The organism is Burkholderia sp. Ax-1724 (assembly GCF_011752995.1).
In the GTDB taxonomy this organism is placed as follows: domain Bacteria; phylum Pseudomonadota; class Gammaproteobacteria; order Burkholderiales; family Burkholderiaceae; genus Paraburkholderia.
Window position 1 is genome coordinate 198,308 of the sequence record NZ_VWWL01000002.1, and the last position, 22,485, is coordinate 220,792.

Annotated in this window: 19 protein-coding genes; 4 read left to right on the top strand and 15 right to left on the bottom strand. The window is 62.5% G+C overall.

The genetic code is table 11. From position 1 onward, the window contains the following. Nucleotides 1-30 precede the first annotated feature (30 nt). Both F3J19_RS02960 and F3J19_RS02965 read right to left on the bottom strand, forming a co-directional pair. Entirely contained in the window at nucleotides 31-1,545 is a 1,515-nt protein-coding gene (locus tag F3J19_RS02960) for an aldehyde dehydrogenase (RefSeq protein ID WP_167037392.1), read from the bottom strand. Further along, nucleotides 1,546-2,523, bottom strand: coding sequence for a flavin reductase (locus F3J19_RS02965; RefSeq protein WP_167037395.1), 978 nt, complete (start codon nucleotides 2,521-2,523; stop codon nucleotides 1,546-1,548). A gap of 198 nt (nucleotides 2,524-2,721) precedes the next feature. Here F3J19_RS02965 and F3J19_RS02970 point away from each other — a divergent pair, with 198 nt between their 5' ends. Continuing rightward, nucleotides 2,722-4,503, top strand: a complete 1,782-nt coding sequence (locus F3J19_RS02970; protein ID WP_167037398.1) for a helix-turn-helix domain-containing protein — start codon at nucleotides 2,722-2,724, stop codon at nucleotides 4,501-4,503. A 39-nt stretch (nucleotides 4,504-4,542) separates the two neighbouring features. Here the strand turns inward: F3J19_RS02970 and F3J19_RS02975 are convergent, their stop codons facing one another. The 6 genes from F3J19_RS02975 to F3J19_RS03000 all read right to left on the bottom strand — a co-directional run bounded on the left by F3J19_RS02975 (nucleotide 4,543) and on the right by F3J19_RS03000 (nucleotide 10,902). Then, nucleotides 4,543-5,532 (bottom strand): ABC transporter ATP-binding protein, encoded by a 990-nt coding sequence (locus tag F3J19_RS02975; protein ID WP_167037401.1) that lies wholly within the window; start codon nucleotides 5,530-5,532, stop codon nucleotides 4,543-4,545. Further along, complete coding sequence (locus F3J19_RS02980; RefSeq protein WP_167037404.1) at nucleotides 5,529-6,590, bottom strand: ABC transporter ATP-binding protein; 1,062 nt, start codon at nucleotides 6,588-6,590, stop codon at nucleotides 5,529-5,531. The genes F3J19_RS02975 and F3J19_RS02980 overlap by 4 nt, the downstream gene beginning before the upstream one ends. Beyond that, entirely contained in the window at nucleotides 6,587-7,375 is a 789-nt protein-coding gene (locus tag F3J19_RS02985) for an ABC transporter permease (RefSeq protein ID WP_167037407.1), read from the bottom strand. Before F3J19_RS02985 ends, F3J19_RS02980 begins: the two co-directional genes overlap by 4 nt. A 9-nt stretch (nucleotides 7,376-7,384) precedes the next feature. Continuing rightward, nucleotides 7,385-8,323, bottom strand: a complete 939-nt coding sequence (locus F3J19_RS02990) for an ABC transporter permease (protein ID WP_167037410.1) — start codon at nucleotides 8,321-8,323, stop codon at nucleotides 7,385-7,387. Between the two features lie 61 nt (nucleotides 8,324-8,384). Then, complete coding sequence (locus F3J19_RS02995) at nucleotides 8,385-9,869, bottom strand: aldehyde dehydrogenase (protein WP_167037413.1); 1,485 nt, start codon at nucleotides 9,867-9,869, stop codon at nucleotides 8,385-8,387. A 52-nt stretch (nucleotides 9,870-9,921) separates the two neighbouring features. Next, nucleotides 9,922-10,902: an aldo/keto reductase gene (locus F3J19_RS03000; protein WP_167037416.1), complete on the bottom strand. Its 981-nt coding sequence runs from the start codon at nucleotides 10,900-10,902 to the stop codon at nucleotides 9,922-9,924. A gap of 97 nt (nucleotides 10,903-10,999) precedes the next feature. Between F3J19_RS03000 and F3J19_RS03005 the strand changes: the two genes are divergently transcribed. Together F3J19_RS03005 and F3J19_RS03010 are read left to right on the top strand one after the other, a co-directional pair. Beyond that, a complete protein-coding gene (locus F3J19_RS03005; protein WP_167037419.1) occupies nucleotides 11,000-11,791 on the top strand; it encodes an alpha/beta fold hydrolase in 792 nt (263 codons plus the stop codon). 118 nt (nucleotides 11,792-11,909) lie between these two features. Beyond that, nucleotides 11,910-12,548 carry a GntR family transcriptional regulator gene (locus F3J19_RS03010; protein ID WP_167037422.1) on the top strand — a complete coding sequence of 213 codons (639 nt, stop codon included), beginning with the start codon at nucleotides 11,910-11,912 and terminating at the stop codon, nucleotides 12,546-12,548. A gap of 123 nt (nucleotides 12,549-12,671) precedes the next feature. Here F3J19_RS03010 and F3J19_RS03015 read toward each other — a convergent pair whose 3' ends face one another. The 7 genes from F3J19_RS03015 to F3J19_RS03045 form a co-directional block, all read right to left on the bottom strand. After that, on the bottom strand, nucleotides 12,672-13,265 hold the full coding sequence (locus F3J19_RS03015) for an amino acid synthesis family protein (RefSeq protein WP_167037425.1): 594 nt from the start codon (nucleotides 13,263-13,265) through the stop codon (nucleotides 12,672-12,674). A 2-nt stretch (nucleotides 13,266-13,267) separates the two neighbouring features. Then, complete coding sequence (locus F3J19_RS03020) at nucleotides 13,268-13,675, bottom strand: carboxymuconolactone decarboxylase family protein (protein WP_167037428.1); 408 nt, start codon at nucleotides 13,673-13,675, stop codon at nucleotides 13,268-13,270. Between the two features lie 31 nt (nucleotides 13,676-13,706). Next, nucleotides 13,707-14,552, bottom strand: coding sequence for a hypothetical protein (locus F3J19_RS03025; protein ID WP_167037431.1), 846 nt, complete (start codon nucleotides 14,550-14,552; stop codon nucleotides 13,707-13,709). Next, on the bottom strand, nucleotides 14,549-16,303 hold the full coding sequence (locus F3J19_RS03030) for a hypothetical protein (RefSeq protein ID WP_167037433.1): 1,755 nt from the start codon (nucleotides 16,301-16,303) through the stop codon (nucleotides 14,549-14,551). The genes F3J19_RS03025 and F3J19_RS03030 overlap by 4 nt, the downstream gene beginning before the upstream one ends. 204 nt (nucleotides 16,304-16,507) lie before the next feature. Further along, nucleotides 16,508-17,680, bottom strand: a complete 1,173-nt coding sequence (locus tag F3J19_RS03035; RefSeq protein ID WP_167037436.1) for a porin — start codon at nucleotides 17,678-17,680, stop codon at nucleotides 16,508-16,510. Between the two features lie 241 nt (nucleotides 17,681-17,921). Continuing rightward, nucleotides 17,922-19,463: an ABC transporter substrate-binding protein gene (locus F3J19_RS03040; RefSeq protein WP_167037439.1), complete on the bottom strand. Its 1,542-nt coding sequence runs from the start codon at nucleotides 19,461-19,463 to the stop codon at nucleotides 17,922-17,924. Between the two features lie 339 nt (nucleotides 19,464-19,802). Then, nucleotides 19,803-20,708, bottom strand: a complete 906-nt coding sequence (locus tag F3J19_RS03045) for a LysR family transcriptional regulator (RefSeq protein ID WP_167037991.1) — start codon at nucleotides 20,706-20,708, stop codon at nucleotides 19,803-19,805. Between the two features lie 173 nt (nucleotides 20,709-20,881). On the opposite strand from F3J19_RS03045, the gene F3J19_RS03050 reads away from it, so the two are divergent. Next, the gene (locus F3J19_RS03050; RefSeq protein WP_167037442.1) at nucleotides 20,882-22,327 is read left to right on the top strand and encodes an MFS transporter; all 1,446 of its coding nucleotides are present in this window, start codon (nucleotides 20,882-20,884) and stop codon (nucleotides 22,325-22,327) included. Nucleotides 22,328-22,485: the final 158 nt, after the last annotated feature.

A 22,485-nucleotide genomic window follows, 5' to 3' on the forward strand; every position in this document is an offset into this window, starting at 1 on the left:
CCTTTTTTGACGTATCAATCCGATTGCCGCTCAGCCGCTTACGCGCATGACGAATGGATTCGGCGTATTGCCGGAATAGTCGACGACTACGCTTTTCGCACGCGAGTACTCGCGCATCGACTCGAGGCCGTAGTGCTTACCGTAGCCGCTCTCCTTGAAACCGCCCATCGGCGTGGTAAATGACGCCGCGCGATAGGTATTGACCCAGATCGTGCCCGCTTCGACATCGCGCGCAAATCGCATCGCCCTGTCTATGTCGCGAGTCCATACTCCCGCTGTCAGCCCGTAGCGCGTCGCGTTAGCCAGTCTCGCAAGGTCGCGCTCGTCTTCGAACGGCTGTATCACGCCCACTGGGCCAAATACTTCTTCCTGAACGATTTCCATCGACGGCGCGACCTGATCGAGCAGTGTGGGTTCGTAAAACCAGCCCTGATCGAGCGGCGCGGCGGCACGCTTACCCCCCGCGAGCAGGCGCGCGCCCTGCTGCGTGGCATGCGACACCATCGATCCGATCTTTTCTAGCTGGGATTTGACTGCGACCGGCCCCATCTGCGTATCGTCCATGAGTGGATCGCCGAGTTTCACGGCACGGGCTCGTTCGATAAGCGCGTCGCGGAACGCATTGAAGATGGTCCGCTGTACGTAGATCCGCGACCCCGCCACGCATGTCTGCCCGCCCGCCGCGAAGATTCCCGCAACGACGCCATCGAGTGCCCGCTCGAAGGGCGCATCGTCGAACACACAATTGGGCGACTTGCCGCCGAGCTCCAGATTGCATTGCGCAAAGTGATCCGCAGCCGCATGAGCAACCTTGCGGCCGCTCGCGGTACTGCCGGTGAACGCGACTTTCGCCACGCGGGCATCACGCGTCAATGCTTCTCCCGCACTCACGCCCAAACCCGTTACGACGTTAAAAACACCGTCGGGAATGCCCGCTTCCTTGATCAGTTCAGCCAGCGCCAAGGCAGAAGCCGACGTATGTTCGGACGGTTTGACGACTACGGTATTGCCGCAGGCCAGCGCGGGCGCGAGTGTCCAGCTCAACTGATAGAGCGGCGAATTCCATGGCACGATCACACCGACGACGCCGATCGGCTCGCGCGACGTATAGGCAAGCACGTCACGTCGATTCACCGGAATGGTGGTTCCTTCGAGCTTGTCTGCCGCGCCCGCGAAATAGTGGAATTGATCCGGCAAGATACCGATTTGCGCGCGCATTTCCTTCAGCAGCTTGCCGTTGTCGTGCACTTCGAGCCGCGCAAGACGATCGACGTTGGCGCGGATCAACTCCGCGAGCTTGCGCAGCAGGTTCGCGCGATCGGTCTGCGTGATCCCCCGCCACGCGGGATCATGCAGCGCACGTTCGGCGGCCTGAACCGCTTGCCCGACATCGTCCGCATTCGAATCGGCGATCTGATACCAGGCCTCGCCGGTGAACGGATTGAAGCTGTCGAGATAGGTCCCGCTCGCGGGTTCGTGCCACGCGCCATCGATCCAGTTGCGAGTGCGCGTGCCAGTCAGACTTTCGACACTGATCGATACCATTCAAGATCCCATATCGAGTTGATTGAAAGGTTTGAGCGCACCGTCGAGCATCGCGACCTTGCCGCCGTCGGCGCTATCCATATAGATGCCGAAGCGCGCATCGGCGCGTTCGAGGAAGTAGCGGCGCAGCATATTGCGAGTCTGGGAAGAACCGATCTGATCCCACGGCATCGTTTCCTGCGTGAACAGAGCGGCACTTTTGGTCAATTGCGGCTCATCCGCGAGTGTGCCGCGATAGACGATAAAGCTCTCGCCGGCATTCTCGAACACCGAGTAGAGGAACGACAGTTCGACCGTTGCGCCAAGTTTCGCGACAAGATCCGGCAGACCGCCCGGTGCGTGCTGGTCCGTGCCGTGTCCTGCGGTCGGGATCGTCCAGCTTCCCTTGAGCGGATCACGGACCATCAGCACCGCGTCGCCGAGATTCGCAACACAGCCGTAGTTCAACGATTTGCCGGCACCGACCGCCTTCTGTTCGAGACCGAAATCAATGTAGCTGCCGCGGCAATAGGCGAGCGGAACGCCGCCCGTATGGCCGAAATCGAGCACACGGCCGATCAGCATCGTGTGATCGCCAGCGGTGACGAACTGTTCTTTCGCGCAATCGAACCATGCGATCGCGCCTTCGAGCAGCGGTGCGCCGGTTGTGGCAACGTGCGTCGGCACACCGTGAAACTTGTCCGGAGCGCGCGACGCGAACGTATTCGAAACGTCTCGCTGCCCTGCCGCGAGAACATTCACGGCGAAGCTCGATGCCTGCTCGAATACGGGGCAGGTCGTCGCCTTGTTGTCGATACACACCAGCACCAGAGGCGGATCGAGCGACACCGAGGTGAACGAGTTGGCGGTCAGACCTCGGTAGTGGCCCTGGTCGTCGATAGCCGAAACGACGGTCACGCCCGTCACGAAGCTGCCGAAAGCTTTCCGTAGCCCTTGTACATCCAACGGGCTTGCCTCTCTCTCTTGTGACGTATTCATCGAGAATGTCTCCTTCAGTGAAAACATTCTGGGTCGTCACTTTTCGATCTGCCATCTAGGGAAAATAGTATTTTCGAGTGGCGAATTCGAGCTTTCGACGAAACGCGGCAAAGAAATGAAAGCACCTGATCGTTAACACCAATGCACGGGCACTATGAAAAGTTGAAACTGAAAATTTGTCACAGTACGATCCGCTGCATGGACAACACTTTTCCAGCTTCAATAGCCGTCAAGTCATCCCAAGCTCATTTCTCACGCCTCGCCGACATCGCGAAACTGGTCAACGAGAGCAGCGATCTAGGCACGTTGCTTGACAGCATCACCAATGCCACCTGTCGTTACACGACATGGGACATGTGTTCGATCATGAGCGTCGACGAAAACGCGGGACTGTCGGTTCTGATGGCACGCTTCGACCCGTTCCTTGTCGATCCGTCAAGCGCCTCGACGCGTTGGGAACTGGCGACCAGTCCGGTCAGGAAGGTGCTCGACGAGCAGCGTCCGCTCATCATTCCGGATGCGCAGCGCTCCGATTACTTGCATTACCAGCAAGACGCGCTGGCCCGCCACTACCACACCGTAACGATCCTGCCGCTACCGGCAACCGATCAGTACGAGCGACGGATGATCCTTGCCGTGCAGTCGCGAGAGATCCTCAACGTCGACAATGACGAACTCGCCTTCCTCAAGGCGATTGCACAGCTCGCGGCAATCGCGGTCGGCAAGGCCCAGCGTCTGCGCGAGGAAACGGTACTGTCCACGCGCGTCAAACATACGATCGATTCGGTTAGCGAACTGATGCGCCGCGTTCTGTCCGACGAAGCGCCGACCGCGGTACTGTCCGCCGTCGAATCGCTGCTCGATTGTCCGATCGCGGTGGTCGACCGGCCCGCTCAGGCCTTGATGAAAGGGCAACGCGCCGCTGATCCGCAATACGCTAACGCGCTCGCGGAGATGCTGCGAATCGAGTTGAACGACGAAGCGCAGTGGCAAGCAAAAACATCCGACGATTCGACAAGCCCCACATCCACGCCTGTGCATCGGCGCGAGGTGCTGCGCGTCGACGGCCAGCAGGCCGGCGCACTCTATCTGCTGACCGATGAAGAACGCTTCGATCCGGTGGACGAGCTGCTGATCCGGCAAGTCGCGTTTGCGCTGTCGGTCATGCTGATGCGTACAGTCATCCGCTTCAAGGAGCGCACGGAGTCCCAGTCGAAAATCCTCGACGATCTGCTCTCGGGGCGCGACCTCGACGACGACCTGCTGTCGCGGGCAGCGCATTGCGGCCTACCGCTCGGCACACCGAACCGGCTTGTGCTGATCGGCATCCGGGGAGACGCTGAAAGCGCGCGGCAAATACTGCGCGGCAATCATCGTGCGATCTCGTCCGCTCTCGCGAACGCCTGGTCCGCCAACATCACCGTTGTTCCCGCGAGAACGTTGCTGATGGCGCTCATCTCCGAAGCCGAGGGCATTCCGGAAGCGCGGCGCCGCGACCTGATGCGGCGCTCACTGGAACTCACCGACCGGCTGACCGGCAGCGCTTGCGTCATCGCGCCGGGTCCCGTATGCCATGCTCCGCATGATTACGCGCCGGCATGGCAGGCGTGCCAGCGCGCGTTCCGGCTTTCCGATCGTTTCGCACGTAGCGGTGTCGTCCACGAAGAGGACTTCGGCCCTTATGGACTCGTGTTCTCCGCGTTGTCTTCCTCGCAGGTCGACGTTTTCGTCGCCAACACGCTCGGTGCGCTCGATCAGTATGACGCCCAGAATCGCGGCGATCTGCTGAAGACACTCGAAGCTTATCTGGACTCGGGTTGCAGGCTACAAAAATGCGCTGATGAACTGAAAGTACATGTGACGACGATTCGCTATCGGATGGAGCGTATTCGTGAGGTGCTGGGCAAAGACGTCGACGACGCAGAGACTCGATTCAGCCTTGAACTCGCGTTCCGCCTGCGCCGCTTGCAACACATGTGAGTACCGGGCGTAGCCCCGCCAACGAAACCAGAACCGCGCCTACAACACGTCGTCGCGAATACACGCCTTGAAATGCAACGGCGCAATTTCGCGCAGCACCGGACGTTGTTGCGCGCATTCCGGTTTCGCGTAAATGCAGCGTGTGCGGAACACGCAGCCGCTTGGCGGCGACACCGGATCGGCCACGTCGCCTTGCAGCACGACACGCTTGCGTCTCATGTCGGGCCGGTCGTCAGGCACCGCGGAAATTAGCGCCTCGGTGTACGGATGCTTCGGCGTTTGCGTAATTGCTCTCGCCGGGCCGATCTCCATGATCTGCCCGAGGTAGACGACCGCAATACGATCCGACAGATATTCCATCACGGCAAGATCGTGCGAAATGAACAACATCGCGAGGCCCAGCCGCTGCTTCAGCTCGTCGAGCAGGCTCACGATCTGCGCCTGGATCGACACGTCGAGCGCGGAGATCGGCTCGTCGGCCACGATGAACTTCGGATTGACCGCGAGCGCCCGCGCAATGACGACACGTTGCCGCTGACCACCGGATAACGCGGTAGGACTCCGGTCCTTGTAGTCGTCGGACAGCGACACGAGATCCAGCAGTTCGCTGACGCGCCGATCGACGTCGCGTTCGGTCGCATGAATCTTTTGCACGCGCAACGGCTCGGCGATCACGTCACGAATCTTCATCCGTGGATTGATCGAGGCAAACGGGTCCTGAAAGATGATCTGCGCGCTCTTCCGGTAATCCCGCAGTCCGGCCGCGTTGAGCGCCATCACGTCCTTGCCGTCGAAGCGGATCGCACCGTCGGTCGGTTCGATCAGCCGTAACACCGAGCGGCCGATCGTCGTCTTGCCTGAACCCGATTCGCCGGCAAGGCCAAGCGTCTCGCCTGGCGCGATGTCGAACGACACGTCGTTGACCGCATGCACGTGACCGACCAGCTTCGAGAACAGGCCACGGCGAATGTCGTAGAGCTTGCGCAAATGACTGACGCTGATCAGCGGTTGCGTGGAAGTCGGCGTCATGATGGTTGTCCTTGCAATACGGGCGCGCATTGCGGTACTTGCCGCAATTCCCGCCAACGCAGGCAGCGCACCTGGCGAAGCCCGTCATCGGTCGTTTCGAGGGACGGCACCTGCGTATCGCAGCGCCCCGCGACGGCATGCTCGCAACGCTTGTGAAACGTGCAGCCGGCCGGCAGCGCGGCCGGATTGGGCGCGCCGCCCGGAATCGGCTTGATGCGATGACGCACGTCGCCAAGACGTGGACGGGAACGCATCAACGCCTGCGTGTAAGGCATCAGCGGCTGGTTGAACAGATCGCTAACCGGACCCGCCTCGACGATTTGCCCCGCGTACATCACCAGCGCGCGGTTGGCGATTTCCGCGACCAGCGAGAGGTCATGCGTGACGAACAGGATCGCCATCTGCGTTTCCTGCTGCAACTGCTTCATCCGCTCGACGATCTGCGCCTGCACGGTGACGTCGAGCGCGGTGGTCGGCTCGTCGGCGATCAGCAGCCCCGGGTGGCAGGACAGCGCAATCGCAATCATGACCCGCTGCCGCATGCCGCCCGACAGTTGATGCGGATAGCTATTCAGACATTTGGCGGGACTCGGAATGCCAAGCATCGAAACGAGCCGCAGCGCCTCGGCCGCGCGTTCCTTCGACGACATCCTGCGATGCACGCTGAGCGCTTCCTCGATCTGCGCGCCGATCGTGTACAACGGATTGAGCGACGACATCGGCTCCTGGAAGATCATGGCCGCGTCGTTGCCACGCACGCGCCGCAATTCGCGCTCGCGCAACCCGACGATATCGACGGTCTGCCCGCCCTTCTTCGCCAGATTGATCGAGCCTTTCACCGACGCGTTGCTGCCCGGATTCAGGCCGAGCAGCGCGAGGCCCGTCGTCGATTTACCGCAGCCCGATTCGCCGACGATCGCCACGATCTCGCCCTTGCCGATCGAGAACGACACGTCGCGTACGACCGTGACCGGCGGCGTATTGCGTTTGCCCGTATCGAACGATACGGACAGATGCTCGACCGAGAGAACGCGTGAATCTTCGAACGTGGTCGTCATTTGATGCTGGTTCCGATCAGGTAGAAGCCGAACACGGTCGCCGCAACCGCCGCGCCGGGCGCAAGGCTCATACCGGGATTCATCGCGAGATAGTCGAAGCCGGAGCGCACCATGGCGCCCCAGTCGGGGGTCGGCGGCGGCATGCCAAGGCCGAGAAACGACAGGCTGGCCGAAGTGAAAATCGAATACGCGACGGTCAGCGCGAACTGCGCGGCAACGATGCGCATCGTGTTCGGCCACACATGCTTGAGCATGATCCAGTCGGCGCGCGCGCCGACTGCCTTCGACGCCTCGACGAACACCGACTCGCGCAGCGCGAGCGTCTGCCCGCGCACCAGCCGCGCGATCCGCGGCCAACTGACGAAGCCGAGCACCAGCACGAGATTGAATAACGTGGGGCCCACCATCGCGGTGATGATGAGCGCGAGGATCAGACCAGGCAGCGCGATGAAAATGTCGATGATCTGCGTCGCGAACAGGTCCACGCGCCCGCCGAGATAACCCGCTACGAGCCCGACCGGAATGCCGATGATGGCGGCCATCACCGCCGCGCCGATACCGACGATCAGCGAAGATTGTCCGCCGTAAATCAGCCGCGAAAGAATGTCGCGGCCGAGCTCGTCAGTGCCGAGCAGGTTGTCCGCGCCCGGGGGCGCGAGAAACATCACGCTGCTCGCGGTCGGATCATGCGGCGCGATAAGCGGCGCACATAGCGAAATCGCGATCATGACGAGCAGGATGAACGCGCCGATCTGCACCTTGGGACGCATCAGGATTTCGCGCATGAATAGCTCCTAGTTCAGCCGGATCTGAGGATTGATCAGCGTATACACGACGTCGGCGAGCAGGTTCATCAGGATCACCGCGACGATGATGAACATGCCGATCGCGAGCATCACCGGATAATCGCGCGACAGGATCGACGTGACGAACAACTGGCCGATGCCGGGCATCGAAAAGAGCGTTTCGGTCACGACCGCTCCGCCCATCAGTTGTCCGAGACTGATGCCGATATACGTAATCACCGGCAGGATCGAATTGGGCAGAATATGGCGGAATGACACGCGGTGTTCGGACAGCCCCTTCGCCCGCGCGACACGAACGAAAAGACGTTCTCGCACCGCCTGGTATTCAGCGCGATAGACGAGCGTGAACGCGCCGAAGTAGTACGCGGCAAGCGTGATGGTCGGCAGGATCAGATGCTGGAGGTGCGTGAGAAGACCGTGGTCCCAAGGCACCCAACCCACCGACGGCAGCCAGCCGAGCTTCACGGAGAAGATGAAGATCGCGACCATGCCGAGCATGAAGTTCGGCACCGTCATGCCGATGATCGACAGCACGGTGACGAACGTGCCGATCACGCGCTGGCCGACGGTCAGGCTGCTCAGCCCCACCGAGACCACGGTTGCGAGCAGGATCGACAGCACGGCGAGTTCGACCGTGACCGGCAGCGAGCGCATCAGCATCTCGGCGACGGTCTGGTGCGTCGTGTACGAGCGCCCCAGGTCGCCGGACAAGGCGTGGCCCATCCAGCTCAGATATTGCGTGACCACGGGCCGGTCGAAACCCATCTGATGGCTCAGTTCGGCAACGGCCTGCGGGGTCGCATCCTGGCCGAGCATCAACGCGGCCGGGTTGCCGAAGAACACCGCGACGCTAAAGAACAGCAATACGGTCACGAAGATCAGATTGGGCGCGGCCCAGACGAGCCGCCTGCCTATGACTGTCAGCATAAGAGAATGTCCCTGTATGGCACCTACACATACGCGAACGCCGCTGCGCGTATGGCTGCGCCTAGCGCATCACGAACGGATCGGCGAGCGCCTCGCCCCCCACTTCGATCATCACCGCCTTCGTTTCAGTGTAGTCCTTGAGCGCGTCGATACCGGCTTCGCGACCGTAGCCGCTCTGCTTGAATCCGCCGAACGGCACATTCACGCCGGTGACGCGATAGGTGTTGATCCACAGGCGGCCCGCCTGCACCGCACGCGCGGTACGCATCGCGCGTGGAAAGTCGCGGCTGAAGATGCCGCCGGCGAAGGCATAGTCGCTATCGTTAGCGATGCCGATCGCTTCGTCGTCGGTGCGGAACTTCAGCACCGACAGCACGGGACCGAACAATTCCTGGCGCACGACCGGATAATCGCCGCGATCGCATAGCGCGATCGTCGGCTGGAAGCACTGGTTATGCGGCAGCCCCGCAACACGCTTGCCGCCGGCGACGACCTGCGCGCCCTGCTCGACCGATTGCGCGAGCAGCGTCTCGATGCGGGCGACCTGCCGCTCCGTTGCAAGCGGCCCCATGTTGGTCGAGGCCTCCATCGGGTCGCCGATCGCGATCGTCTTCACCCGTTCGACCAGACGCTCGACGAGCGCGTCGTGAATCGATTCGTGCGCGATCAGTCGCGAGCCCGCCGCGCAACTCTGTCCGCTCGCGCCGAAAATACCGGCCACGATACCGTTGACGCAACTGTCGAGATCGGCGTCGTCGAACACGATTACGGGCGACTTGCCGCCCAGTTCGAGCGAGAGCTTCGCGATGTTATGCGCGGAGTTCGGAATCAGCTTGCGTGCGGTCTCGACACCACCGGTGAAGGCGATGCGGCGCACGAGCGGATGACTCGTCAGCGTGATCGCGCACGGATTCGCGCGGCCCGATACGAAGTTGATGACGCCCGGCGGGAAGCCCACTTCATGCGCGAGCCTCGCGAGCGTGAGCAGCGGCGTCGAGGCATCTTCGGAAGCCTTGACGACGATCGTGTTGCCGGTCGCAAGCGCCGGCGCGATCTTGTAGGCGGACAATTGCAGTTGCGAATTCCACGGAATGATCGCCGCGACCACACCCACCGGCTCGTGTAGCACGAGATTGAGCATGTTCGGCGCGGACGGCGGAATGTCGCCTTGCAGCTTGTCGGCGAGACCGGCGAAATACGTATACGCACGTGCCGTGTGCGCGGCCTGCCAGGTCGTTTCCTTCAGCAGCTTGCCCGTGTCCTGCGTCTCGACATAACCGAGCCGGTCCTTGTGTTCGACGAGCTTGTCGGCGAGCTTCTGCAGCAGCGCGGCGCGTTCGTTCGGCGTCATCTTCGGCCACGGGCCGCTCGTGAACGCGCGATGCGCGGCCCGCACGGCGCGATCGACATCGGCGGCGCTCGCGTCGGGAATCGTCGCCCATGCGCGGCCGGTCCACGGATTGACGCTTTCGAAGGTGCGGCCGTCCTCGGCCTGTACGAATTCGCCGTCGATATACATCGCGAAACTTTCGGTTTGCTGATTCATTGGCATGCCTTGAGAATGTGCAGCAAATGAGGGGAAACGCGCAGCGGCTGCCTCAGTGGCTTTTCGCGCCGAGCGGACGCGTTTCGTAGGTGCCGGCGAGCGCTCGCAGTTCCTCCTCGTCGAGCTTCAGATCGAGTGCGGCGACCGCGCTCGCGACGTGCACAACCTGCGTCGCGCCGAAGATCGGCGAGATGATGCCGGGCTGTGCGAGCGCCCACGCCAGCGCGACCTGGCTCGGCTCGACACCGCGCTTCGCGGCGATCTTCGCCACGCATTCGAGCGCCGCGAAATCGCCCGGGCGGTGATAGTGCTTCAGTGTGTAGTCATCCGAATCATGTCGCGCGGTCGCGTTGCGCGCATCGCGCCGGTCCGCGCACAGGAAGCCGCGCGCGAGCGGACTGAATGGGACCAGCGCGATATCGTAGGCGCGGCAGAACGGTATCAGTTCGCGCTCGGCTTCGCGATGACAGACGTTGTACTCGCACTGCATCGACACAAACGGCGTACGTCCCATCTGTTTCGCGAGATTCACGCATTGCACGAAAGCCCAGGCGGGCATGGTCGTCGCGCCGACGTAGCGTACCTTGCCGCTCTTCACGAGATCGTCGAAGGCGACGACGAGTTCTTCGAGGTCCGTGTCCGGTTGCCAGATATGCGTTTGCAGCAGATCGACGTAATCGGTCTTCAGGCGCTTCAGCGACGCATCGACCGCGCTGAAGATGTGCTTGCGAGAGTAGCCGCGCGCATTCGGATGCGTGCCCATCGGATTACCGAGCTTGGTGGCCAGCACGATCTCGTCGCGGGATGCGTAATCCCATAGCGCATTGCCGAGCACGGTCTCGCTGGCACCCGCCGAATAGAAATCGCAGGTATCGACGAAATTGATGCCCGCCTCGACCGCCGCGCGCAGGATCGGCCGTGCTGCGTCTTCTTCGAGCACCCACTTGCGCCACCCCGGGTTGCCGATACCCATCGCGCCGAAGCCAAGGCGGGAAATGCGCAGGCTCGAGCGGCCTAATCTTGCGTACTCCATGGATGGAGGTCTCCGTATTCGCCAGATGTTGAGGTCAGTCTAGTCGAAATATTTTTTGTCAGCTAGTATCTCGTATACCAACAGATTAACGGAGACGATGCAAGTGGAAAAATATGTTTCTGCCGACGGCCTGGAGCTTGCGTACAAGATTCAGGGGTCCGGACCATTTGTCACGCTGATACACGGCATCGGCGCGGATCACGCAAGCTGGGACGCGATCGCGAGCCAGCTCGAGGCGCACTTCACGGTGCTACGCGCGGACTTGCGCGGCCACGGCGCATCGAGCCTGATCACGCGCTGCTCGCTCGATGACTTCGTCTCCGATGTCGACGCGCTGCTCGATGCTGTCGGTGTGCAAAAAACGCATCTGGTGGGCTTTTCTCTCGGCGGCCTCATCGCGCAGAAATACGCGGTGGAAAACTCGGCGCGTCTGAACCGGCTGGCGCTCATCAGCTCGGTCGCGGAGCGCACCGACGAGGAACGCGCGCGCGTGCTGAAACGCGCCGACCAGATCGACCGCGAGGGCATCGCGGCGGTCGTCGCGGCGGCGGAAGATCGCTGGTTCACGCCGGCGTTCAAGGCGGCCAACCCGCAACGCGTCGCGTACCGTCTCGAACAACTGGTGAAGAACGATCATCGGTCGTACGCGGCCGCGTATCGCGTGTTTGCGGCAGCGGATCGCGACATCGCATTCGACCGCATCAGCGTACCGACGCTCGTGATGACCGGCGAGAACGACCCCGGCTCGTCGCCACGGATGTCGCGCCTGTTACATGAGAAAATCGCCGGATCGCAGCTTCGCATCCTGCCGGAGCTGCGTCATAGCGTGCTGCTCGAAGCACCGGACCTGATTGCCGGCCTGCTGCTCGAGTTTCTGCAGCCGGAATAAAACCCAGCACGGGCCGCACATGACGGCCCGCATTCAAACATAGGGTGGAACGATGACAGAAGACGCAACGGTTGCCCAACAAGTAGGCTTGAGCGTCGCCAAAAACGAGACGATCCGCATGAAGACGCTAAACGTTCTGCGTGAAGCGATCATTGCGGGACGGCTCGCGCCGGGCCAGAAGCTGATCGAGCGCGATCTATGCGAACAGACCGGCGTCAGCCGCAGCAGTATCCGCGAGGCGTTGCGCAATCTCGAATCGGAGCGTCTGGTCGAGAGCCTCGATACCAAGGGCGTCGTGGTTGCAACTCTGACGCCCGAAATCGCCACGGAAATCTATGAAATACGGGCGGCGCTCGATTCCGAAGCGGCATTGCATTTTGCCCAGCGCGCGACCAGTGAGGACCTCGCCGAACTCGAAGACACCTTCAATGCGCTGAAGAATACGCCTGTCGAAAACGACGAGGCGTTCCTCGCCGCTTCGAATCGCTTTTACGCGATCCTCTATCAAGGCGCGCGCAACGAAACCGCCAAGCACGTCATGCAGCTTCTCGGCGCCCGCATCAGTTTGCTGCGCGCGACCACGACGCGGCGCTCGCCAGTGGAACGCCGTCACGGAACGGTCGAACTCATGGGCGAGATTTTCAAGGCGCTCAAGAAGCGCGACGGCAATGCCGCTGCCTTGACGATACGCGCGCTCATCGAGCGATCGGCGCAGTCGGCGACGGCCCTGCTCAAGGACGGGCAAGCGAATCGCTAGACACGCTCCACGCGCTGTGCCGCTGACAGCAGCACAGCGCCACCGGACCTACGCGGAGTGATGCGGCGGCGGCCCATGCCGCCTCATGCCGTGGCACTGCCGCCTTTCTCGCGCCTGCCGGTTTCAATGCGCCGCGTTCTCGCGCTCGATCTCCTGCATGTCCTGATGCCGGTCTCCGATACGCGCGTGCGGTCGTCCGGCTGTCGACGCGCCAAGCACGATCACGATCTCATCGGGATTCGGTGCGTCGGGAATGGCGAACTCCAGGGTGATGAAGTGCGAACGCGCGGCGCCGTCGTGAATGTGCTTGATCGGCACCTGCAGCGACGTGTTCAGTCCACCGCGCTTGTTGGTGAACGACAGAAAGCTCTCCGCTTCGACCGCATGGCGATAGTGATTGCCGAAGCGCAGATTGTGAATCACGGCGGACGCGTGTTCGATTTCTCCGCCTCCACCGACTACCGCGCTCTTGCCGTAGGCTTCGATCGCCTGCTTGCCGCCGATCTCTTCGAGCATGCGCGCCACCATCACCTTGCCGAGTTCGCCGCAGCCATCGCGCTGCTCCGGCGAGAGATCCTCGACGAAGCCGCGCCCGAACCACGGATTGCGAATCACCGCCGCGACGCCGACAAGCGTAACGGGCGTAGCAAGCGCCTTGTCGCCTTCAATGAAGGTCGCTTCCTTGTAGACCACGATTTTGCGAATCGAAAACGGCATCGTCATTCCTTGGGATCAGCAGCAGGTTGAGAGGCGGCGGCGAGTTCGGCCAGCACCTTGCGCGCCACGCGAAAACAGTCGACACCGACGGGGATGCCGCAATACACGGCGATCTGGATCAGCGCCGCGCGCAGTTCCTCGTGGCTCAGGCCGTTCTTGAGCGCCCCGCGCACATGCAGCTCGAACTCGTGCATCTTGCCGAGCGCGGCGATCATGCCGAGATTGAGCAGACTGCGCTCACGCGGCACGAGCGTCGGGTCGCCCCAGCACGTGCCCCAGCAATACTCCGTGACGAGCTCCTGGAACGGCCGGTTGAAATCGTCAGCACTCTTGAGCGACTGATCGACATAGGCATCGCCCAGCACATCACGACGGCGGCGTTCGCCGGTATTGAATCGTTCGATATCCAATCCTGATCTCCTCAAAACGACTGTCTTACGATCACGGTGTCGGACTCGCAGCCTGGAAGCCCGCCTGGGCCCGCGAGCGCTCCGACGAGGGCGCCCAGGTACGTGTCTCGAGTTCGTACAGGAACCTGAGGTCGGCGGTAGCGACGTCGACTCCGTGCGCATAGGCCCGTCTCAACGCACCGCTCACATCCTTGCAAACCATGCCGGAACGACGCGCCGCAAGCTCGGCGAGATCGTCTCTCGCGACGAAAGGAAATGCGATGAGTTCGAGGGCCGAGGTTCCGGCACCGGTTGCATCGGCTGCCAGCAAGGCCGCGGCGGATGGCACGTCGCCGACTTCGTGCAGCAGAACCATCAGGTCATGAATCGCGGCGCCGCCAGGATCGCTGGTCAGCGACGTTATCGCGCCGCCGCTCGTGGCAGTATAGAACCGCCATGCGCCATGCGGGTCGCCATTCGTCAATAGAAGCCCGATGCCCCGCTGCGCGGCGATCGTCGCCGTACCGGCCAGGCCGATGTGGTCCGCGAGGTGGTTCACGGTGATACGCACGGCGCCGCGCCTGCGCCTGGCAAGCCCGGTAATCAGATCGACCGCCCGGGGTCCGATATCGAGCATCGAACGGCCCGCTGCGTCGATAACGCCGCTCGTTTCGCTCGTGCGATCGAAGCGCGGTTCATCGCCCGAGAATGCTTCGAGCAACGTGGCTTCATTGCGACGCAGCGCGGCAAGCGTGTCGCCGTCGAGCACTTCGGAACAGGTCAGCACGCGCGCCATGGCTTCGACCGCGCCGAGCGGGCAACCGAACGCGCGCAGACTCCACCAGGCGACGCGCGTGATTTCCGATACCGCGGCTGAGGTGTAGGTCGGCTCGGTCATGACAGCATCTCCGTCTGGGTGGCGGGCTCGGCCGGGTAGCGCCAGTCGCGCGTCGTGCCCTCGGCGATTTCGGCCGGCAGCGGAACCCCCTGGAAGAAGACGCCTCGCACATAGCGAATCGACAGCGGCGTCGAGCATTCGATGCCGAGCGACGCGAGGAAAAAGCGGATCAGTTGCGCCGGGACAAAATCCTTGTGGATCAGGTTGTCGCGAATCTCCGCATAGGGAAGGCCATCGAGATACTGCACGCGCGACACAGCCATCTCCAGATCCGGATGTGCGAACATCAGCTCGCCGACCAGTTCATCGTCCGCGTAGCTCGCAACGACGCAGGCGAGGCGCTGCACGATGCCGATGTGATCGACGAACGATTCGTACTCCTCGCCAGGATCGAGCACGCGTTCGCCGCGCCGTTGCTCGCCGTTGTCGACGGAGTGATACCAGAAATGCTGACGCGTCTTCGACAGCAGCGTGTCGTAGCGCAGCGCCCACGCATAGTTCTTGCGCAACAGGCCGCGCAACTCGCCGACCGTCATCTCGGCGACGACGCCGCGCTCGCGCGCCGCGCCGATCACGAGGTAATCGGCGAAACGGTCCGATACGTCGGGGTACAAATCGATCAGCGCGGAGTTCAGTTGCTCCTGCGTTTCGGCATCGAATGCCGACGCGGCCTGCGCGAGATCGTTCCAGAGAGAAAAAGCCCGGGACCCATCGAGCCAGCCGACGATGGTGCGCAAGTTCGCCGCGATGACCTTGTTCGGCACGACATAATCTTCAGACTGAACCTGGACCGTGTCGCAGTACGCGGCCACACGGGCGACCAGGCTGACGAGACGCTCGCGGCTCGCCGCATCGACGGGCATCGACTTCGCGTATGCGAGGGCGGCTTCGCGCACGGCCAGCCACGTCGACACCCAATGCGGCCAACGCTGCAACGCCACGCACATGCCCTGCCCCGACGAGTTGCCGACCGCGAGATAACGCGCAACCTCTTCGGAGAGTTGCGCGGCGCGCGGATTACGCGCTCGGGCGATCGCGTTGACCAGATCGATCGACACCTGCCGAACCATGTAGAGACCGAAGAGATCCGCGAAGAAGGGATGGCACAGCGGGTGGTCGGCGGCGATGCCCTGATACGAGATCGATCCGTTGCGGCCGCTGCCCTGAAATCCGCCGTTGCGCAGCAGATAGGCCGAGGCGCTGCCGATCAGGCCCGGCTCCGGCTGATGACCGGCCACGAGTGCATCGACGACGTGATCGAAAATCCGCGCGCTGCGATTGGCCGGGGTCCAGCCGAGCACCATGGCATCCGTGCGCATCGTCTCGACGTTTTTCAGATCGAACGTGGCGAACTCGCGCTCGATGCGTGCCGCGTCCGGTGTTCCGACAAACAGTGCGCCGAACATGTCGCGATTTGCGCCATCGGAGCGGCGCCCCACCTTCTCCTTGCCGTCCCACTCGTATGCGCGCGCGATATAGGTGAAGTCGATTCCGCGTGCGCTGATGCGGTAGACGAGGCGGCCTTGCCCGTTTGCGTCCGCCTCGCAGATTTCGAGCGCAATGCGCCAACGCTCGTCGATCATGCGGCGCGCGAGCACATAGGCAAAGCTCACGCGCGACGCCTTCATCGCACCCATCAACGGACCCTGCATGATCGACTCGGCGGGCCGCATATAACCGATGATCTTCTCCGCGGCACCAGCGCCAGCCAGTTGCGTCGCGGCGGCTTCCAGAAAGGGGGGCAACTCCATCGGCATTACAAGTCCTTTCGCGTTGCTGAAATGAAGTGCTCGGCACGTTGATCGAGCGATGTCTTATTGTATACCATCTTCCAATGCGTTCCTAGTTGCCGTGTTTTAGCCAGCGCCACCGGCAATTGCCGATGGCAGATCGGCGCCGCCGACCGTGCGCATTCGCGCGCGACGGCAGGCGCCGCGCGCGAAAGGCGGCAAGGCTCAGAACTTGTGCCGGATGCCCGCGACCGCGACGACCTGCCGGTTCGTGGACGACTGCGTCGCGAAAGCGATCTGCGCGACTGCGTTGGCGCCGGTCGAGTCGTGTCCCGATGCCTGCTGATAGATGCCGACCAGGTATAGATCGGTGCGCTTCGAGAGGTTGTAATCGACGCCGAGATTGACCTGCTGATAGCGCGCGCCCGAGAGTCCGCGCAGGCTGCCCGCCGCCGTGTACGTGTACGACGCGCCGAGTTGCAGCGCGGGCGTCAACATGTACTTCGCGTTCGCTTCGATGATGTTGAATACCGCCGTGCCACGCAGCCCGTTGCTCGCGCCCGCGACCGCCAGGGTGCCGAGATTGTTGAAAGACGCGTGGCTATAGATGGCGCCGAGGGTCGCATCGCCGATCTTGTAATTCACGCCCACCGCGGCGACATCCTGCGAACCGGCGGTGGCAAGACCGGAAATCACCGGACCCGACATGTTCGAACCGGTGCTGCTGTCGTTGGCCTTATTGCCCCACAGCGAATAATTGGGGTTGCTTGCGTGCGTGTATTGGGCAGCAGCGGTCAACGGCCCCATGCTGTAGCCGGCCGCGAGCGAGTAGATCTGGTTGCGCGAGAAGTCGCCGGCCACGCCGCCGAACGAATAAGTGCCGCCGAACGAAAAGCCGCCGAAGCTCGGCGACTTGTATTTGACCGCGTTGTTCACCCGGTACGTGCCGTCGAGATTGTCCAGATCGGCCGGATGCGCGCCGAAGCCCGCGCCGCCGAGCGCCCACTGCGCGGCCGCGGTCAACGCGCCGACGTAGTCATAGCCGCTCAGATACTGACGTCCGAGCAGCACCTGCCCCCACGTCGGCGCCGCCAAGCCGACGTAGGCCTGGCGACCGAAGAGGTCGCCGTTCTGCCCGAGCGCGCCGGTCGATGAACTGAAGCCGCCTTCGAGCGTAAAGACCGCGGACAGTCCGCCGCCCAGGTCCTCGGCGCCGCGCAGGCCCCAGCGGCTACCCGATTCGCTGCCGCTCGCGAGCGCGAACTGCTGCCCGGTACGCGCGTTGTTGTTGAACATCAAACCTTCATCGACGATACCGTATAGCGTGACGCTGCTCTGCGCCATCGCCGCGCCGGAACCGCCCGCGAGAAGCAGGACTGCCAGGGAAATCTTTTTCATTTTGTCTCACCAATAGGAAGGAGCTTGGGATCACCTATGCATCATCCATCACAACATATGGATACCTAATCGATATGCAGGCGCGACGATGCCTCTCCCCACACCGGAGAGATACGTCGTCAGTCCGTCACGCCCGCCCGGCTTTGGCTCATCCGCGCGGGACCGATGCTACGATGCGCTTGCCGTACCGCGCCGCCGGACGGCGCTCCCTGCCCGCCCCGGCCTGTTCGGCGTCGCCGCGCTACGCCGGCGACTTCCACATGTTGCGGAAACGTGGAATCTCGTCGGGCAACCACACGTGGTTGTGCACGTTGTTGCGCATCGCTGCGTATTCAATCGAAAAGAACAGCGGCACGTACGGCAGATCGCGCGTGACAATCGCCTCGACCTGACCGTAGAGCCTCCTGCGCGTCGCCTGATCGGAGGCGTCGCGCGCCTGCTGCAACAGTTTGTCGACGTCAGGGTTGTGGTACTTCGTCGTGTTCTGCGCGCCGGTGCTGCCGAGCAGCAGCGGAAACAGGCCGTCCGGATCGGGACGCTGCGACCATCGGATCGGGCTGAAGTTGATGAGCCCCTGCGAGAGACGCGGGTACCAGTCGCTTTGCGCAATAGGATCGAGCCGCACCGCAATGCCGACCGCCTTCAGCTGCTCCTGAACGAGCTGGTTGATCTGCTGCATCAGCATGATCTGCGGCGTCGACAGGCTGACCGAAAGGTTGGTGACGCCCGCTTGCGCAAGCAGCGCCTTCGCCTTGGCCGGATCGTACGGATACGACTTCACCGTGGGGTCATACCACCACGCGCCCGGCGGCGCGATCGACTCGGCGATCGGCGCCTTGCCATTCATCAGTATCTCGACCATGCGTTTGCGGTCGATCGCATACGCCACCGCCTGGCGCACCAATGGGTTGTTGAACGGCGGCCGGTCGACCTGCCATTGCAGCGCGTACCAGCGGCTCGCCGGGCCCGCGTCGAGCACGATGCCGGGCTGGTTTTCGATCGGGCGGATGTCGATCGGCGATAGCGCCGAGATGTAGTCCACCTCGCCGGTGCGCAAGCGCTGCATCGCGATGATCGGATTGGACGTATCGCTGAATACGACGCGATCGAGATACGGCTTGCCGGGCTCCCAGTACTTCGGATTCCTGTCGACGCTCAGCGAGTTGCCCGGAATCCACTCCTTGAACACGAACGGGCCGGTGCCGACCGGGTGTGTCGCAAAGTCCTTGCCGTATTTTTTCATCGCCGTCGGCGACGCCATGAAGCCTTCGCGCTGCGCGAGCATGCCGAGCAACGCCGGGCTCGGCGATTTCAGATGCAGCGTGACAGTCTGCGGATCGTTCACTTCCACGCTGTCGAGAATCAGCGTCAGTTGCGGCCGCAATGGCGAGCCGACCGCGGGATCAAGCCGCCGGTCAAGATTGTCCTTGACCGCGGCGGCGTCGAACGGCGTGCCGTCATGGAACATCACGCCTTTGCGCAGATGCAGCACGAGACGCTTGCCGCCGTCGAGCGTGTCCCAGCGCTCGGCGAGTTCCGGGCCGATGGACGCGTCGGGGTTGATCGACAGCAAGGTGTTGTAGATGAGGTAGAGCGGCTGGCGCTCGGAGAAATTGACCGAAAACGTCGGATCGAGCGTCTTCGTGTCCGACGCAAACGCCACGCGCAGCGTGCCGCCGCTGACCGGTTTGGTCGAAGTATCCACGGCGGCCCGGCCGCTCTGCATGAACAGCATCCCGGCGGTGGCAGCGCTGGTGGCTGCCAGGAAGGTACGACGACGCATCGGACAGACTCCTATAGCTCAAATACCTAGCTGATCGGATGTAGAATGATCGTATTCTGTCTGACAAGCAATCGGAAAAAAATAAGTAGTTTCCATGTTGTGGTCGATACAACACCTGGCATCGCGGTGATGAGAGGGGGCTCCGCCCGATCAGGCAGGGAGATCAGCAGGAAAGCGGGACTTACACTTATGCCGGCGAAAGTTGACGCGCAAAGGCGCAGGTGTCTGCGGCCGCACCAATGCCATATGCCACGAGAAGGCAGCGCGGCGGATAACCGCGCGGTCGCAACCCCGCTCGAACTCGCGCGGCGTCCCAGCCTCGGTGGAACGCCGTCGAAATCATCGCGTTCCGCCAAATAACTCCGCTACCACGCCGCGCAACCAGCGATTGCCCGCTTCGTGATGGTACTTGGCATGCCAGTGTTGACGGACCGCAAAGCCATCGACCGCAAACGGGCATGAATGAATCGCGATGTCGTTCATCTCGGCAAGCGTTTCGCCGATGTTGCGCGGCAGCGTGGCAATCAGATCGGTCGTCCTGATGATCGAGCCCAACCCCAAAAAGCCCGGCAGTTCAAGTACGACGTCGCGGTCGATGTTCTCGCGCAGCAACGCCTGCTCCAGCAGCTGCGCCCCCGTGCCGGCCGCTATCACCACATGCCCCTCGGCACGGTATTGCCTGAGACTGAGCCGGGTCCGCACCCGCGGATGACTACGGTTCGTCAGGCAGACCCAGTCCTGGTTATACAGTTGCTGCTGGTACATCCCACCGCCGAGCCACGGCACATACCCGATCGCAAGATCGGCCTCCCCCGACTCCAATGCCCGCTCGGTGTTGCCGTCGATCCTTGCCGCTTCGAGGCGAATGCCCGGCGCCTGATCCCGCACGTACGCGAGGATTCGGGGAAGCAGCGTGACATGGCTTGCGTCGGTCATGCAGATGCGAAAGCGCCGCTTGGCGGTGGCGGGATCGAAGGCGATCTCCCATGCGGCAAACCGCCGAAGCGACTCCAAGATTTCGCGGCACGGGCCGATCAATGCATCCGCTTGCGGAGTCGGCGTCATACCGCCCGGCGTGCGGATAAACAGGGGATCGCGCAAATGATCGCGCAAGCGTCCGAGCCAGATGCTGACTGTCGGCTGGCTTTGCCCCAGTTGCTCGGCGACACGCGTCACGCTCCGCACGTCATACAGCAGGTCGAAGAGCTGAAGCAGTTTCAGATCGGGAAGCTCGGTGAGATCCATGAGGTTATTGTCGCTCGCAATATCCTCATTGTAGTCATTGCATTGCGCATGTGAACCTCGCCTCGTATCGTTGGCGGCGATTCCCATGCGCCGGGCCTCGGCGCCGAATCAATCCACTCCCAGAATCGCAGCCATCGACGCTGTGCCAGTCAATCCAGAATCAGGAGACACTCATGCAAATCAAACTGCCATCGCATGGCAGCCCCGGCGACAACGCCGCCGACGCGAAAGCTCGCAAGCAGGCGAAGAAGGCCACCGCCAGCGGCTGGATCGGCTCGGCGCTCGAGTACTACGATTTTTTCATCTACGCACAAGCCGCCGCCCTGATCTTTCCGCAGATATTCTTCCCCAAGGGCAATCCCACGATCGCGATCGTCGCTTCACTCGCGACCTATGGCGTCGGCTACGTGGCACGACCTATCGGCGCATTCGTACTCGGTCACTGGGGCGACACGCACGGCCGCAAGACGGTACTGCTGATCTGCATGTTTATGATGGGCTTCTCCACGATGGCCGTGGGTCTGCTGCCGACTTATCAATCGGTCGGCCTGCTGGCGCCCGCGCTGCTCGTCGTGCTGCGGCTGGTACAGGGTTTCGCCGTCGCGGGTGAAATTTCGGGCGCCAGTTCGATGATCATGGAGCAGGCGCCGTTCGGCCACCGTGGTTACTTCGCGAGTTTCACGCTGCAAGGCGTACAGGCGGGCCAGATTCTCGCTGCCGCCGTGTTTCTGCCGCTCGCGTACTACATGCCCGAGAATGCGCTCGTTTCATGGGGCTGGCGCATCCCCTTCCTGTTGAGCGCCGGCGTTCTCCTGGCCGGTTACATCATCCGCCGCGAGGTCGAAGAAACGGCAGCCTTCGCCAAGGAAGACGAAAGCGGCCAGGTCGCGCGCGCGCCGATTCTCGAAGCGTTCAAATATAGCTGGCCCGACATGATTCGCGTCTTCTTCATGGCGTTCATGAACGTGATTCCCGTGGTCGCGACGATCTTCGGTGCCGCCTATGCCGTTCAGCCTTCATACGGCATCGGGTTTCATCCCAGCGTGTATCTGTGGATTCCGGTGGTCGGCAATATCGTGGCGGTCATCGTCATTCCGTTCGTCGGCAATCTGTCCGATCGCATCGGGCGCAGAATGCCGATGATCTTCGGTGCCCTGTCATCCGGACTCCTGTCGTTTGCGTATCTGTACGCCATCAGCATCCACAATCTGCCGCTTGCCTTCGTCATGTCGATACTGATGTGGGGTGTCGTCTATCAGGGCTATAACGCCATCTTCCCGAGCTACTATCCCGAGCTTTTCCCGACCCGTTTCCGCGTCTCGGCGATGGCCATCGCGCAGAATCTCGGCACGACCCTCACCGCGCTGCTCCCGGCCCTTTTCGCGGCAGTGGCCCCGCCGGGGTCTCACAATGTGCCGATGCTCATCGGCTCGCTGACGTTCGGCGCGACGGTCGTTTCCGCACTGGCTGCATGGAGCGCCAGGGAGACCTATCGGGTACGGCTGCAAGACCTCGGTGACGACAACGCAGTCCCCATCCCGAAGGAACAGTATGAATGGCTCCGGCAGCAAGCGCTCACCGGACCGGAGCTCGCGAAGACGGCGGTACAAGCCCGCTAAGGGTGGATGAGACCGCTTCCGCGGTAACGCGTGGAGCGGTCTCGACGTCCGGCGCGTTGCATCCGCGCCGCCTTCGCGCACGGCACTGCCCGCGGTTGTGCAAACGTGATATGCAACGCTGCTTCGCCTCGCCGCCCTTGCCCTTGCCCTTGCCAGGA

What these genes read in the sequence shown, in the direction of transcription:
- F3J19_RS03045 (WP_167037991.1), bottom strand. Translation starts at nt 20,708, where the DNA reads ATGGATCTCACCGAGCTTCCCGATCTGAAACTGCTTCAGCTCTTCGAC.
- F3J19_RS02990 (WP_167037410.1), bottom strand. Translation starts at nt 8,323, where the DNA reads ATGCTGACAGTCATAGGCAGGCGGCTCGTCTGGGCCGCGCCCAATCTG.
- F3J19_RS03025 (WP_167037431.1), bottom strand. Translation starts at nt 14,552, where the DNA reads ATGACCGAGCCGACCTACACCTCAGCCGCGGTATCGGAAATCACGCGC.
- F3J19_RS02995 (WP_167037413.1), bottom strand. Translation starts at nt 9,869, where the DNA reads ATGAATCAGCAAACCGAAAGTTTCGCGATGTATATCGACGGCGAATTC.
- F3J19_RS03035 (WP_167037436.1), bottom strand. Translation starts at nt 17,680, where the DNA reads ATGAAAAAGATTTCCCTGGCAGTCCTGCTTCTCGCGGGCGGTTCCGGC.
- F3J19_RS03005 (WP_167037419.1), top strand. Translation starts at nt 11,000, where the DNA reads ATGCAAGTGGAAAAATATGTTTCTGCCGACGGCCTGGAGCTTGCGTAC.
- F3J19_RS03010 (WP_167037422.1), top strand. Translation starts at nt 11,910, where the DNA reads ATGAAGACGCTAAACGTTCTGCGTGAAGCGATCATTGCGGGACGGCTC.
- F3J19_RS03050 (WP_167037442.1), top strand. Translation starts at nt 20,882, where the DNA reads ATGCAAATCAAACTGCCATCGCATGGCAGCCCCGGCGACAACGCCGCC.
- F3J19_RS03030 (WP_167037433.1), bottom strand. Translation starts at nt 16,303, where the DNA reads ATGGAGTTGCCCCCCTTTCTGGAAGCCGCCGCGACGCAACTGGCTGGC.
- F3J19_RS02965 (WP_167037395.1), bottom strand. Translation starts at nt 2,523, where the DNA reads ATGAATACGTCACAAGAGAGAGAGGCAAGCCCGTTGGATGTACAAGGG.
- F3J19_RS02970 (WP_167037398.1), top strand. Translation starts at nt 2,722, where the DNA reads ATGGACAACACTTTTCCAGCTTCAATAGCCGTCAAGTCATCCCAAGCT.
- F3J19_RS02975 (WP_167037401.1), bottom strand. Translation starts at nt 5,532, where the DNA reads ATGACGCCGACTTCCACGCAACCGCTGATCAGCGTCAGTCATTTGCGC.
- F3J19_RS03040 (WP_167037439.1), bottom strand. Translation starts at nt 19,463, where the DNA reads ATGCGTCGTCGTACCTTCCTGGCAGCCACCAGCGCTGCCACCGCCGGG.
- F3J19_RS03015 (WP_167037425.1), bottom strand. Translation starts at nt 13,265, where the DNA reads ATGCCGTTTTCGATTCGCAAAATCGTGGTCTACAAGGAAGCGACCTTC.
- F3J19_RS02980 (WP_167037404.1), bottom strand. Translation starts at nt 6,590, where the DNA reads ATGACGACCACGTTCGAAGATTCACGCGTTCTCTCGGTCGAGCATCTG.
- F3J19_RS02985 (WP_167037407.1), bottom strand. Translation starts at nt 7,375, where the DNA reads ATGCGCGAAATCCTGATGCGTCCCAAGGTGCAGATCGGCGCGTTCATC.
- F3J19_RS02960 (WP_167037392.1), bottom strand. Translation starts at nt 1,545, where the DNA reads ATGGTATCGATCAGTGTCGAAAGTCTGACTGGCACGCGCACTCGCAAC.
- F3J19_RS03000 (WP_167037416.1), bottom strand. Translation starts at nt 10,902, where the DNA reads ATGGAGTACGCAAGATTAGGCCGCTCGAGCCTGCGCATTTCCCGCCTT.